The organism is Burkholderia sp. MSMB1072 (assembly GCF_001524725.1).
Taxonomy (GTDB): domain Bacteria; phylum Pseudomonadota; class Gammaproteobacteria; order Burkholderiales; family Burkholderiaceae; genus Burkholderia.
Window position 1 is genome coordinate 173,414 of sequence record NZ_LOYC01000009.1, and the last position, 12,667, is coordinate 186,080.

10 protein-coding genes and 1 pseudogene are annotated in these 12,667 nt (G+C 67.8%); 6 read left to right on the forward strand and 5 right to left on the reverse strand.

Annotated features, from left to right (window positions below; genetic code table 11):
* The first annotated feature begins 195 nt into the window (after positions 1–195).
* Positions 196–1,416 (forward strand): porin, encoded by a 1,221-nt coding sequence (locus WS89_RS02835; RefSeq protein WP_059505096.1) that lies wholly within the window; start codon positions 196–198, stop codon positions 1,414–1,416.
* 103 nt (positions 1,417–1,519) lie between these two features.
* On the opposite strand, the gene WS89_RS02840 is transcribed toward WS89_RS02835, so the two are convergent.
* The 3 genes from WS89_RS02840 to pdxR all read right to left on the reverse strand — a co-directional run bounded on the left by WS89_RS02840 (position 1,520) and on the right by pdxR (position 3,968).
* Positions 1,520–1,939 (reverse strand): cupin domain-containing protein, encoded by a 420-nt coding sequence (locus WS89_RS02840; RefSeq protein WP_059789426.1) that lies wholly within the window; start codon positions 1,937–1,939, stop codon positions 1,520–1,522.
* Positions 1,940–1,949: 10 nt separating this feature from the next.
* Complete coding sequence (locus tag WS89_RS02845; RefSeq protein ID WP_006479143.1) at positions 1,950–2,387, reverse strand: carboxymuconolactone decarboxylase family protein; 438 nt, start codon at positions 2,385–2,387, stop codon at positions 1,950–1,952.
* A gap of 96 nt (positions 2,388–2,483) precedes the next feature.
* The gene (pdxR, locus tag WS89_RS02850) at positions 2,484–3,968 is read right to left on the reverse strand and encodes a MocR-like pyridoxine biosynthesis transcription factor PdxR (protein WP_059789427.1); all 1,485 of its coding nucleotides are present in this window, start codon (positions 3,966–3,968) and stop codon (positions 2,484–2,486) included.
* Between the two features lie 129 nt (positions 3,969–4,097).
* Between pdxR and WS89_RS02855 the strand changes: the two are divergent.
* A pseudogene (locus tag WS89_RS02855) lies at positions 4,098–4,349 on the forward strand (SDR family oxidoreductase); the annotation flags it as partial.
* A gap of 66 nt (positions 4,350–4,415) precedes the next feature.
* Here the strand turns inward: WS89_RS02855 and WS89_RS02860 are convergent.
* Complete coding sequence (locus tag WS89_RS02860; protein WP_059789428.1) at positions 4,416–6,053, reverse strand: glycoside hydrolase family 32 protein; 1,638 nt, start codon at positions 6,051–6,053, stop codon at positions 4,416–4,418.
* 192 nt (positions 6,054–6,245) lie between these two features.
* Complete coding sequence (locus WS89_RS02865) at positions 6,246–7,829, reverse strand: glycoside hydrolase family 68 protein (RefSeq protein ID WP_059789429.1); 1,584 nt, start codon at positions 7,827–7,829, stop codon at positions 6,246–6,248.
* Positions 7,830–8,025: 196 nt separating this feature from the next.
* Between WS89_RS02865 and WS89_RS02870 the strand changes: the two genes are divergently transcribed.
* The 4 genes from WS89_RS02870 (at position 8,026) to WS89_RS02885 (ending at position 12,542) form a co-directional block, all read left to right on the forward strand.
* Entirely contained in the window at positions 8,026–9,045 is a 1,020-nt protein-coding gene (locus WS89_RS02870) for a substrate-binding domain-containing protein (RefSeq protein ID WP_059789430.1), read from the forward strand.
* A 351-nt stretch (positions 9,046–9,396) separates the two neighbouring features.
* A complete protein-coding gene (locus WS89_RS02875; protein WP_059505107.1) occupies positions 9,397–10,083 on the forward strand; it encodes a type 1 glutamine amidotransferase domain-containing protein in 687 nt (228 codons plus the stop codon).
* A 142-nt stretch (positions 10,084–10,225) separates the two neighbouring features.
* The gene (locus tag WS89_RS02880; protein ID WP_059505109.1) at positions 10,226–11,335 is read left to right on the forward strand and encodes an NADH:flavin oxidoreductase/NADH oxidase; all 1,110 of its coding nucleotides are present in this window, start codon (positions 10,226–10,228) and stop codon (positions 11,333–11,335) included.
* Between the two features lie 136 nt (positions 11,336–11,471).
* Positions 11,472–12,542, forward strand: coding sequence for an AI-2E family transporter (locus tag WS89_RS02885; RefSeq protein WP_059505111.1), 1,071 nt, complete (start codon positions 11,472–11,474; stop codon positions 12,540–12,542).
* The last annotated feature ends 125 nt before the right edge of the window (positions 12,543–12,667 follow it).

The following is a 12,667-nucleotide window of genomic DNA, read 5'->3' on the forward strand; positions in this document are numbered from 1 at the left end:
GCCCGCCGCACAAGTGTTTCGGGCTGTCATGTAACCGTTTGGTGAACCCGCGCGTTGCGTCGATCATACGATGACCGACTGCACATGTTGGGAAACAATTGGTAATCCGTCAGAATCGCGTCGGCATGTACTCGCACATGTGTCAGTCATAAAACCACACCAGAAAAGAAATCATTCTTTGAGGACGGAGAATCAATGAAAAAGCGCGTCGCTTTCGCCATGACGGCAGTCGGTCTCGCAGCCGCTACCGCCGCCCACGCCCAGAGCAGCGTGACCCTGTACGGTATCGTCGACAACGGTCTGGCTTGGCAGAACAACTCGTCGGCAGTCGGTGCAACCTCGGGTGGTCACTCGAAGGTGCAGATGTCCACCGGCGTGTGGGCAGGCAGCCGCTTCGGCCTGAAGGGCAGCGAAGATCTCGGCGGCGGCACGAAGGCGATTTTCCAGTTGGAAGCCGGCGTCAACACGGCTAACGGCTCGTCGCAGTGGACCAACGGCATCTTCACGCGTCAGGCATGGGTTGGTCTGACCAACACCACGTACGGTACGCTGACGGCCGGCCGCCAGTACACCGCGTACTACACGCTGCTGTCGCCGTACAGCCCGACGACCTGGCTGACCGGTTACTACGGCGCGCACCCGGGCGATATCGACTCGCTGGATACCAGCTACCGCGCGAACAACTCGCTCGTCTACATGTCGCCGAAGTTCTACGGCTTCACGGTCGGCGGTTCGTACTCGTTCGGCGGCGTTGCAGGCGCGACGAACCGCGGCTCGACGTGGAGCGCGGCGATCCAGTACCTGAACGGCCCGGCAGGCATTGCGGTCGGCTACCAGAAGGTCAACAACTCGACGCTCGGCGGCGGCGTGTGGGGCGCGAATTCGACGGTCCAGAACGGCCTGACGGCAACGGGCGACGGCAACCAGCCGGCAGTTTCGTCGATCAACAACGGCTACGCGACCGCGCAGTCGCAGCAGCGGATCGCCGTGACGGCGGGCTATCAGTTCACGCCGGCATGGGACATTTCGGCGTCGTACTCGAACGTCCAGTACACGCCGGGCACGGGTTCGTTCTTCCGGAACAAGGCCATCTTCAACACGGCTGGCGCCGTGCTGCACTGGAAGGCAGCAGCTCAGTGGGACTTCGCGGCAGGCTACTCGTACACGGCCGCCACGCAGTCGAACGGCATCACCAGCGCGGCCAAGTACCACCAGGTCACGCTGTCGCAGTACTACAGCCTGTCGAAGCGCACGGGCCTGTACGCGGTTGAGGCTTACCAGCACGCGAGCGGCAACACGCTGAACACCAAGGGCAACGCAATCATCTCGGCGACCACGTCGATCGGTGACGGCGTGGGCGCAGGTTCGAAGCAGAACCAGATCGGCGTCGGTGTCGGCCTGATCCACCGCTTCTGATGCCGCGCGGCGCGCGAGCGCCGCTCACGGCATGCGGGATGAAAAAACCGGCTTTCGAGCCGGTTTTTTCGTTTACGTCGCGAGCGTTCGGCGATCCGCAGGATCACTGATCGATCGGCGACTTCAGCGGCTGATGCTCGCCCGTCAGCCCGAACACGACGAGTTGGGCGGGCTCGGTCGCGCTCGCATTGCGCGACACCTGATGTCGCGAGCCGGGCGGCTCGTACCAGCCTTCGCCGGCGCGATAGCGTTGCAGCGGGCCGCCGTTCACCTGCGACAGCACTTCGCCCTTCGACACGACGGCGAACACCGAGCCGAGATGCCGATGCGCTTCGGAGGCCTGACCGGGCGCATAGTCGACCGTCGCGACGACGACGCGCTTGCCGGGCGCTTCGGGCACGGCCTGCTGCATGACCGCGTGCACGCCGTCGCCGGCATCGTGCGCGTGGGTGGCGGCCGGCAGCGCCGCGGCGAACACGAATCCGGTGCACAGCGCGACGCGATGGAGCGGGGACTGGATCATCGTCGCCTCCTTACTCGGGCATCTTGCGGAACGCGATCGCGAAGCGGTTCCACGAGTTGATCGTCGCGATCAGCATCGACAGGTCGAACAGCTCCTCGTCGGTGAAGTGCGGCTTCACGGCTTCCCAGACGGCGTCGGGCACATGGTTGCTGGCCACCAGCGTCAGCGCCTCGGTCCATTCCAGCGCCGCGCGTTCGCGCTCGGTGAAGAACGGCGTTTCGCGCCACGTGACGACGGTCGCGAGACGGCGATCGGTTTCGCCGCCCTTGCGCGCGTCGGTCGTATGCATGTCGACGCAGAACGCGCAGCCGTTGATCTGCGACGCGCGCAGGCGGACGAGCTCGGCGAGCGGTTTCTCGATCGAGCTTTTCGCAAGGAATTCCTCGGCGTTGCGCATCACCTTGATGGCATTCGGGCTGGCGGCATAGAAGTTCAGGCGCGGTTGCATGGCAGGTCCTTTCCGGTTGGGTAGCGCCGGGGTGGCGCGACAGGACCTACTTTAAGACGCGTACTGGCCTGTCTGAATAGCCAATTTCTTGAAAATTCAGGTAACCAGTGGCGGCCCGCCCGCGAGGCCGGCGTCCAGCAAACCGGCCAGCTTCGCGAGCGCCGTGTCGATGCGCGGCACGTCGATTCCACCGTAGCCGAACAGCAGCCCCGGGCGCACCGGCACGCCCACGTGGAACGCCGAGATCCCGTACAGTCCGAGGTCCTGCGCCCGCGCCGCGCGGACCAGCGCCGCTTCGTCGAGCCCCGGCTTCAGGTGCGCGGCGAGGTGGATGCCGGCGGTCGGCACGATCGCGTCGAACCACGGCGCGAGTCTGCCGCGCAAGTGTGCGATCAGCATCTTGCGACGCGCGTCGTAGTGCTTCTGCACGCGTTTCAGGTGCCGCGCGAAATCGCCTTCGAGCATGAAGCGCGCGAGCGCCGCCTGCGTCAGCGTGCACGTGTGCCAGTCGACGATCTGCTTGGCCTTGGCGAGCGCGCCGCGCAGCGCGCGCGGCGGAATCGCGTAGCCGATCCGCAACTCCGGAAAGATCGTCTTCGAGAACGTGCCGACGTACGCGACAAGGCCCGTGCGGTCGAGGCTCTTCAGCGATTCGACCGGCCGCCCTTCGAAGCGGAATTCGCCGTCGTAGTCGTCCTCGATGATCACCGCGCGGCGGCGCTGCGCCCATTCGAGCAGCGCGACGCGGCGATCGAGCGTCATCGGCATGCCGAGCGGGAACTGGTGCGACGGCGTCACGTAGACGAGCCGCGCGTCGTCCGGCAGCCGCTCCGTGACGAGGCCCTGCGCATCGACCGGCACGCCGATCACCGTCGCGCCGAGCGACGCGAACGCGGCGCGCGCCGGCGGATAGCCGGGATCCTCGACCGCGACGACGTCGCCCGGCCGCACGACGACGCGCGCGAGCAGGTCGAGCGCCTGTTGCGCGCCCTGCGTGACGAGCACGTCGTCCCAACTGCAGGCGACCGCGCGGCTGAATGCGACGTAGCGCGCGATCGCGCCGCGCAACTGCGGGTCGCCGGCCGGGTCGTGATACTGGCCGGGGCCGCGCGCCTGCTGGCGCAGCGCGTGATGCAGGCAGCGCCGCCATGCGTCGAACGGGAACAGCGTCTTGTCGGTCACGCCGCCGCGAAAGTCGAAGCCGGGCGAATCCTGCGGCGCGGGCATCGCGAGCGCATCGGGCAGGTCGTTCCACAGCGCACGCGCATCGACTGCGTCGATGCGCGGCGTCTCGTCGACGATCGACGGCGCCGACGTCGCCGCGGCGTGCGGCACGCGCGCCAGGCCGTCGGCGACGAACGTGCCGTCGCCGGCGCGGGTGGTCAGATAGCCCTCGGCGACGAGGCGCTCGAATGCGTCGAGCGTCGTCTTGCGCGACACGCCGAGCTGTTTCGCGAGGTCGCGCGTCGACGGCAGCCGCGCGCCGCCTTCGAGACGCCCGTCGACGATCGCGGTGCGCAGTTGCCGGAAGATTTGCCCCGTCAGGTCGTGACGGCCTTCGATGCGGATCGCGATGTCCATCGCAGTGGTTACCTCGATTCGAGTCGTTTCGCGTGAATCAGCATACCGGAAGTCGCCTGCGTCAGCGGCGGTTAAAGGGGGCGAGCGGCTTCGCGCGACGACGGCCGGGCCGCGCATTCCCGCGACGGGAAACTGCTGCCGCATGGCGTGCGCGTGAACGTGGTCAGCCCGGGGCCGGTGCAGACGCCGCTGTACGGCAAGCTCGGGCTCGATGTGGCGACGCTCGACGAGACGGCCGACAAGATCAAGGGCCTCGTGCCGATCGGCCGCTTCGGCACGCCGGACGAAATCGCGTCGACGGTGCTGCACCTGAGCGCGCCGGAATCCGCGTTCATCGTCGGCGCGGAAATCATCGCGTCGGGCGGGATGGGCTTGCTCTGAGGGGCGACGCGGGCGGGACCGCAACCGGCCGATACGGTGCCGGGCGAGCGGCCCCCGTCACATGCGCTAGCGGGATGCACACGCGCCGCGCGCGGCGTCACCGGTTTCCAGTTGCGTCACCGTCAACCCCGCGAACGTCGCGCGGCCTTGCTCGGCAAACACGGCCACGCGATCCGCATCGAGCGGCGGAAAGATCAGGTCCGTCAGCGCCACGCGGCCGCCGTTCGCGAAGACCTCGACCGACCCGCGATCGACGACGATTTCGAGCCGCAGCTGCCCGTGTTCGAGCGGCAGATCGACGATGTGCTCGCGGCTGAACGTGCCGGCGAAATTCGCTTCGCCGGATTGCGAGCGGTCGAGCGTCAGCGTACGTTTCGCGGTGTCGTACACGATCCGGGTGCCGATCGAGCCGTCGCCCGAGCGCCGGACGATCAGCCCCGCACGTGCGGCACGCTGCGGCGAGATCGTCACCGTGATGCGCTGGACGACGCCGCGCGTGGCGGCCGACAGCACCCGGGTAGCGGAGTCGACCGTGACGTCGCCTTCATGCACGGCGGGCCGGCCGTCGGCCCATGCGTCGAAGGCGGCGGCGGCCGCGACGACGAGTCTCGGCTCGCCGTCGATCGTCTTCAGCGACAGTTCGCGCGGCAGCGTGGTCGCGCCGCGCCATGGGGCGGTCGGCGCCTTTGCCGCGTAATCCCAGTTGCTCATCCATGCGATCGCGACCGGTCGGGCGCCGGGCGCGCCGGAGAACGTGCCGGCCGCATAAAAATCGGCGCCGTGATCGACCCAGCGGAATTGCGCGGGATCCGAGCCGCCCGGCGCGACGCGGTCGGGCACGAACGTGCGGCCGTCGAAGTCGCCGACGAAATACATCGCGCCGGAGCCGCCGGCGATCGACCACGGATTCACGTTGACGATCATCACCCACTTGATGCGGCGGGGATCGCCGTCGAGCGGCAGCGGGACGAGATCGGGCATTTCCCACAGCGCGCCCGCGTGCGGCACGTTGGGCAGCGTGAAATCGCTCAGGAACGACCAGTGGATCAGGTCGTCGGAACGATAGAGCTTCACGACCTGCGCATCGGCGACGACCGTCGTCATCAACCAGTAGCCGCCCGGCGCATACCACGACACTTTCGGGTCGCGAAATTGCTTCGATTCCGGGTCGAGCGTCAGCACCGGGTTGTGCGCGTACGGTTGCCAGGTCGTGCCCCGATCGAGGCTGTACGCGAGCGACTGGGCCTGTATGCCGGGTGCGTGGCCCGAGCCGGGCTTGTAGACGCTCGTATAGAGCGCGACGAGCGGCGTGTGGCCCGGTTTGCCGAGGCCGGACGTGTTCAGGGTATCGGCGACGATCGAGCCGGAGAAGATTTCCTCGGTGGCGTTCGCGCGCATCGCGACCGGCTGCTCGCGCCAGTGGACGAGATCGGTGCTGATCGCGTGGCCCCACGACATGTTGCCCCAGTCGTTGCCGAGCGGGTTGTACTGATAGAACAGGTGATAGCGGCCGTTCTCGTAGACGAGCCCGTTCGGGTCGTTCATCCAGTTGCGCTGCGGGGTGTAGTGGAGGGCAGGCCGCCATTGCGGCGTGCCGTTTTCGGCCGGCGTGCGGCATGGCGCGGCGGCGGCCTGCGTGCAGGCCATGCAGACGAGCAGCAGCCGGACGAGGCGGACGGAACAGCGGAAAGACGTCGATTTCATGCGGGGCCGGGCGCTTCGTCGGGCGAAGCGGGAAAGGAGGGCGCAGGCCGGCTGCAACGGCGGCATGCGCGATGGTCGAAAGAAAAGTCGAAATAAAAAGAGGAGGCGCACACGCGACACGCGCGATACGCGCCTCCCGAACCTCGTGCCTTCAGAGACGATCGTTATCGTTGGTTATCCTGATTGCCGCCGTTACGGGCGGGTGCCCGGGCCGTCGTCGTGGCCGCCCCCCGTCGCCGGCAGGTTCGCCGGGATGTCGCCGTAGCCGCCCAGGCCGCCGCGCCCATACGTGCGGTCGACCGCCGTCGACGTGCCGTTGATGTTGACCTTCACCGTCGGCGCGAGCGTGCCGCCGCGGCGCGGGCCGATCGCATCGATGAACGACTCGACGAGCCCGCCCGGCATCACGTAGTGCGAATACGACTGGAATTCGCGCGGGTTCTGGTTCGGGTCTTGCGAATACGGTGCGCCGGCCGGTGCGGAGAAGTCGGTCGGGTTGCCGAGCACGAGGCCGCTGCCGCCGTTCAGCGGCAGGAAGTCGCTGCGGATGCCGTTGCCGACGAAGCCGTATACGCCGTCCGGGCCGTCGACGCCGGCCGCCATCGTCGTGCGGTGGCTGATCGTGAACAGGTAGTACTTGCCGTCCTTCAGATAGATCTGCGGGCGCTCGGTCTGGTCGTCGACGCAGTTCGCCGACAGGATCGGCGGCAGGAACTTCCACTGGGTCAGCTGCGGATTCGTCGCGACCGCAAGGCCGACGTTGGCCTTTTGATACACTGCGCCCGAATTCATCACCGCGTTGAGATCTTCCCGGTTCGGATCGTTCGGCGCATAGCCGAGATCGGCCTCGGTACAGGTGCGTGCGCCGCGCGGGCCGCCGGTGTTGCCTTCGAACACCATGTAGGTCTTGCCCGGATGAGCGGGATCGGTGAACACGAACGGATCGCGGAACGAGAAGTAGGTGTTCTGCTGGCCGGTCTGGTAGTAGTTGCCGTCCGGTTCCAGCAGCGCCTTGTGATCGTCGAAGCCGGTGAACCACACGTGCTTGTCGTCGGCGTGGATGTGGCCGTCGGCGCGCGTGATGATCGCTTGCGGCGGCGTGATGTCGGCGCCGCCGGGGGCCGAGCGGTTGAACGACGTCGCGGTGTAGTAGAGGCTGACGTTGTCACCGTGCGTGAGGCGCGCGGAGCCCGACCATTCGGCGTTGTTGGTCATCGGCGCGGTGCCGAACACCTTGGCGCTCGCGCCGTCCGGGAACAGGTGGCCGCCCCAGGTCCAGCCGCCGTTCGCCGGGCGTTGCGACGCGGGGATGCCGGCGCGGCGATAGAAGAAGCCGATGCGGGCGTGGACGTGACGGTCGTCGAACGTATAGCCGGCGTGCGGATCGGCGGTGAGCGAGAAGATCACCTCCCAGCCCTTGTAGCTGAGCTGGTTCGCGCGCAGGTCGGCCAGCGGCCACGTGTCCCACACCCACACGTTCGAATTGATCAGCGGGAAATCCTGCGGGATGTCCGGCATCGTCAGTGCTTGCGGCAGCGAATTCTTGTCGGCGCCGGCGGTATGCGATTGCGCGACGATCTGGCGGATGTCCGCCCGCGTCCAGCGCATCGTGAAATTGCCTTCGGGATCGTAGGCCTGCTGCGTATGGGGCGTGGGCATCGGCGTGCCCGTGCCGCCGGACTGCGCGTGCGCGACGGACGCGAAGGCGGCGAGTGCGCCGCCAGCGAGCAGCAAACGTTTGGCCGCGGTCGGGCGGAAAAGGGGAAAGTATGTCATCTCGTCGTTGTTTCCTGGGTAGGTGAAAGTGAACGGCTGAGTGGGCATCGATGTCCAAACCGGTTTGGATGCTATTTCAAACCGGTTTGGAACGCAAAAGATATTTATTTGACGGTAATCGTTACCAAATGGAAATAATTACCCGGTCGGTGCGTCCAGGTGTTCGGGCGGCCGGGCGGATCGGCGACTGCGAGGAATGACGGTGAAGGTGAATCTGAAGGCGCTGTCGGACGCGCTCGGTCTGTCGCGGACGACGGTCAGCCGTGCGTTGAACGGCTACGACGACGTCAGCGAGGCGACGCGCGAGCGCGTGGCGAAGGCCGCGCGTGAAATGGGTTACGTGGCCGATCCGACCGCGCGCCGGCTGGCGACCGGCCGGGCGGACATGATCGGGATCGTCTATCCGTTCGGCGCCGGCGATCTCGGCGATCCGCGGTTCGGCGAAGTCGTCGCGGGCATCACCGAGCGGCTCGCCGAGCGCAATCTCGATTTCATCATCGCGTCCGCGCGACCGAACGCGGAACTGGACACCTATCGGCGCATCGTCGACGGCAAGCTCGTCGACGGGTTGATCGTCGCGCGCACGCTGGTGGACGATCCGCGTATCGCGTACCTGCGGGCGAGCGCGTTTCCGTATGTCGCGTACGGCCGCACGCAGGCCGCCGGCCCGTATGCGTGGTTCGACTTCGACAACGAGGCGGGCGCGCGCGACGCGGTGCGCCGGCTGATCGGCTTCGGGCATCGGCGCATCGCGATGATCAGCGCGCCGCTGACGCTGAATTTCGCCGCGCAGCGGCGCGCCGGTTATCTGTCGGCATTGCGCGAAGCCGGCATCGACACGCAGCCGGCGCTGCTCGTCGAGTGTCCGTTTACGCACGACGGCGGGCTGCAGGCGGCGCGGGCGTTGCTCGCGCACGCCGAGCCGCCGACCGCGCTGCTGGTCGACAACAACATCGCGGGCGGCGGCGCGTTTCGCGCGCTCGTCGACAGCGGGTTGCGTCTGGGCGCGGACATGTCGCTGATCGTCTATGACGGCGTGCCGTCGGATATCGCGCATCCGTATCGCGTCACGGCGGTCGTGCAGCCGACCGGGCATGCATCGGGGCGCACGCTGGCGGAACTGATGCTGCGGCTGCTGGACGACGGCGTGTGCGATCAGCGGCTCGAAGCGCCGGCAATCGAAGCGGGCGATACGGACGGTCCGTTGCGCGGATAGCCGGCGGTGGCCGGCGCCGCGGCAGGGCGCCGGGCAGCGATGGCGATGCCGAACGGCGCGCCCCGTTGCAAAAGCCATGACGATGGCAGGGGCGAATACGCGTTCTTCTAGACGACCGGTCTAATCCGGGGATATCATCCGTCCTCGTGAATGCGGCGACGTTCCTGGCAGGTTCATGCAGCGGGACGCCGTCGTTTTATTTCGGCCGCTTCTAGACGACTGGTCTAATAGGCGCGTATCGCATGCGGATGAATGGATCGCACGTTGCCGCTTGCTGGCTGACTAACCGACAGGCGTGCCGTGCCGACGTGCGGCCCCGTTCCCCGTTCATTTTCGAAGGAGTGTCCGATCATGAAGATTCTGGTTGTCCTGACCTCGCACGACGCGCTTGGCGACACCGGCAAGAAAACCGGCTTCTGGCTCGAGGAACTGGCCGCGCCGTACTACACGTTCAAGGATGCGGGCATCGAGCTGACGCTCGCGTCGCCGAAGGGCGGCCAGCCGCCGCTCGACCCGAAGAGCAGCGATCCGGCCGCCCAGACCGACGCGACGCGCCGCTTCGACGCCGATGCGGCGGCCAAGGCCGAACTCGCGTCGACGCGCAAGCTGGCCGAGGTGTCGGCGGACGACTACGACGCCGTGTTCTACCCGGGCGGCCACGGCCCGCTGTGGGATCTCGCCGAGGATCTGCATTCGATCGGCCTGATCGAGCGCATGCTCGCGGCCGGCAAGCCGGTCGCGGCGGTCTGCCACGCGCCGGGCGTCCTGCGCCACGTGAAGAACCCGCAGACCGGCGAGTCGGTCGTGCGCGGCAAGCGCGCGACAGGTTTCACCAACAGCGAGGAAGCGGCCGTCGAACTGACCGAAGTCGTGCCGTTCCTCGTCGAGGACATGCTGAAGACCAACGGCGCGGAATTCGAGCGCAGCGCCGACTGGGCGCCGCATGTCGTCACCGACGGGCTGCTGATCACCGGGCAGAACCCCGCGTCGTCGGCGCCCGCGGCCGAGGCGCTGCTCGCGAAGCTCGGCCACCGCTAACCGCATGGCGCCGGCCGGGCCGGCGCCGCTTCCTTGCCGTCGTCGGGCGCAGCCGGCCCGCCGACGGCCCGTATCGTCGCGCCGTGCGCCCCGCACCGCGCATTCCCAGCCGTTTTCGTAGAACCAAGCAAAGGAGTCGTGGATGTCTGCCCTGTTCGAACCGTTCAAACTCAAGGATGTCACGCTGCGCAACCGCATCGCGGTGCCGCCGATGTGCCAGTACGTCGCCGAGGACGGCGTCGTCAACGACTGGCATCACGTGCATCTGGCCGGCATCGCGCGTGGCGGCGCGGGCCTCGTGATCGCGGAGGCGACGGCCGTGTCGCCGGAAGGGCGCATCACGCCGGGCTGCGCAGGGTTGTGGAACGACGCGCAGGCCGACGCGTTCGCACCGTCGGTCGCGGCGATCAAGGCGGCCGGCGCGGTGCCCGGCATCCAGATCGCGCATGCGGGACGCAAGGCGAGCGCGAACCGCCCGTGGGAAGGCGACGACCATATCGCCGACGGCGATCCGCGCGGCTGGCAGACCATCGCGCCGTCGGCGGTGCCGTTCGGTGCGCACCTGCCGAAGGTGCCGCGTGAAATGACGCACGACGACATCGCCCGCGTGCAGGCCGACTTCGTCGCCGCGGCACAGCGTGCGCGCGACCTCGGGTTCGAATGGCTCGAGTTGCACTTCGCGCACGGCTATCTCGGCCAGAGCTTCTTCTCCGTGCATTCGAACCAGCGCACCGACGAATACGGCGGTTCGGCCGAAAACCGCGGCCGCTTTCTCGTCGACACGCTTGCGGCGGTTCGCAAGGTCTGGCCCGAGCATCTGCCGCTGACCGCACGCCTGGGCGTGATCGAATACGACGGCCGCGACGAAGAAACGCTCGCCGAGTCGATCGCGCTCACGCAGCGGATGAAGCGGGAAGGGCTCGACATGCTGAGCGTGTCGATCGGCTTCTCGACGCCTGCCGCGCAGATTCCATGGGGCCCGGCGTTTCTCGCACCGATCGCCGAGCGCGTGCGCCGCGAGGCTGGGCTGCCGGTATCGTCCGCGTGGGGAATCGACACGCCGCAACTGGCGAACCGCGTGATCGAGCAAGCGCAGCTCGATCTCGTGATGGTCGGCCGTGCGCACCTGGCCGACCCGCATTGGCCGTACTACGCGGCCAAGCAGCTCGGCGTCGAGCGTCCGTCGTGGACGCTGCCCGCGCCGTACGCGCACTGGCTCGAGCGCTACCGGATCGCCGACAAGGCAGCCTGAGCGGGGTGCGTCGACGTAGCGCCGGGTGGCCCGCGCATCGCGCGGGCCGCCGATCCGGCGCCGATGGATAGAATGGCGGTTCGTCCAGGCCGGTTGCCTGGGCGAGCCGCCATTTTTTCATTTCGACAGAGGTGCCATGGGCGCACATGTCCCGTCGTCTCACGATTCCGCCGCGCGGCCGCGCGCCCAGCAGATCGCCCGCGTCGCGCTGTATGCGGCGCTGCTGGTGCTCGCGCTGTGGGTGATCCGCGACTTCATTCCCGCCATCGCATGGGCCTGCGTGATCGCCATCGCGATGTGGCCGCTGCTGAAACGCTTCGAATCGCATCGGTTGTTCCGCGATCGGCCGACGTTGATCGCGACCGTCATCACGGCGGCGATTTCGCTGCTCGTCGTGCTGCCGGTGGCCGTCGCGACGACCCAGGCGATCGCGCAGGCGCACGACCTGCGCGAGTGGCTGCGCACGATCCAGGACAACGGCATTCCGCTGCCTGACGTGGTCGGCCGGTTGCCGTACGGCGCCGCGCAGATCACCGAATGGTGGCAGGCCAATCTCGGCCATCCGCTGCATGCGGCCACCGCGATGCACGGCGTCAACGGCGAGAAATTCATCGCGTTCGGCCGGCAATTCGGCACGAAGCTCGCGCATGTGCTGCTCGAATTCGGTTTCATGCTCGTCACGCTGTTCGTGATCCTGCGCGCCGGCCACAAGCTGTCGGGCGCGCTGCTGCAGGGCGCGCGGCGCGCGTTCGGGCGCAACGGCGCGGAACTGATCGAACGCATGGTTGCGGCCGTGTACGGCACGGTGACCGGGCTCGTCGTCGTCGGGCTCGGCGAGGGCGCGTTGCTCGGCGTCGCCTATGCGCTCGCCGGCGTGCCGCACGCGGCGCTGCTCGGGCTCGTCACGGCGGTCGCCGCGATGCTGCCGTTCTGCGCGCCGGTCGTGTTCTGCGGCGCGGCGCTCTGGCTGTTCGTGCAGGGGGCAACCATGTGGGCCGTCGTGGTGGCGGCGCTCGGGTTCGTCGTCGTGTTCGTCGCCGAGCATTTCGTGCGGCCGGTGCTGATCGGCGGGTCGACGCGGCTACCGTTCCTGCTCGTGCTGTTCGGCATCCTCGGCGGCGCCGAGACGTTCGGCCTGATCGGGCTGTTCGTCGGGCCTGCGCTGATGACGGTGCTGACGATGCTGTGGGCCGAGTGGATTGCCTGATCGCGCATGCCGTTGCACGGGGCCGGTGCAGCGGAGCGGATGCGCGCACGCGTGCATCGTCTGCGACGATCGATGACGATCCGGCCGTCACGCAGGCGCGCAAGCGCAGGGATTCGGATAAAGAT

What these genes read in the sequence shown, in the direction of transcription:
- WS89_RS02835 (WP_059505096.1), top strand. Translation starts at nt 196, where the DNA reads ATGAAAAAGCGCGTCGCTTTCGCCATGACGGCAGTCGGTCTCGCAGCC.
- WS89_RS02840 (WP_059789426.1), bottom strand. Translation starts at nt 1,939, where the DNA reads ATGATCCAGTCCCCGCTCCATCGCGTCGCGCTGTGCACCGGATTCGTG.
- WS89_RS02845 (WP_006479143.1), bottom strand. Translation starts at nt 2,387, where the DNA reads ATGCAACCGCGCCTGAACTTCTATGCCGCCAGCCCGAATGCCATCAAG.
- pdxR (WP_059789427.1), bottom strand. Translation starts at nt 3,968, where the DNA reads ATGGACATCGCGATCCGCATCGAAGGCCGTCACGACCTGACGGGGCAA.
- WS89_RS02860 (WP_059789428.1), bottom strand. Translation starts at nt 6,053, where the DNA reads ATGAAATCGACGTCTTTCCGCTGTTCCGTCCGCCTCGTCCGGCTGCTG.
- WS89_RS02865 (WP_059789429.1), bottom strand. Translation starts at nt 7,829, where the DNA reads ATGACATACTTTCCCCTTTTCCGCCCGACCGCGGCCAAACGTTTGCTG.
- WS89_RS02870 (WP_059789430.1), top strand. Translation starts at nt 8,026, where the DNA reads ATGACGGTGAAGGTGAATCTGAAGGCGCTGTCGGACGCGCTCGGTCTG.
- WS89_RS02875 (WP_059505107.1), top strand. Translation starts at nt 9,397, where the DNA reads ATGAAGATTCTGGTTGTCCTGACCTCGCACGACGCGCTTGGCGACACC.
- WS89_RS02880 (WP_059505109.1), top strand. Translation starts at nt 10,226, where the DNA reads ATGTCTGCCCTGTTCGAACCGTTCAAACTCAAGGATGTCACGCTGCGC.
- WS89_RS02885 (WP_059505111.1), top strand. Translation starts at nt 11,472, where the DNA reads ATGGGCGCACATGTCCCGTCGTCTCACGATTCCGCCGCGCGGCCGCGC.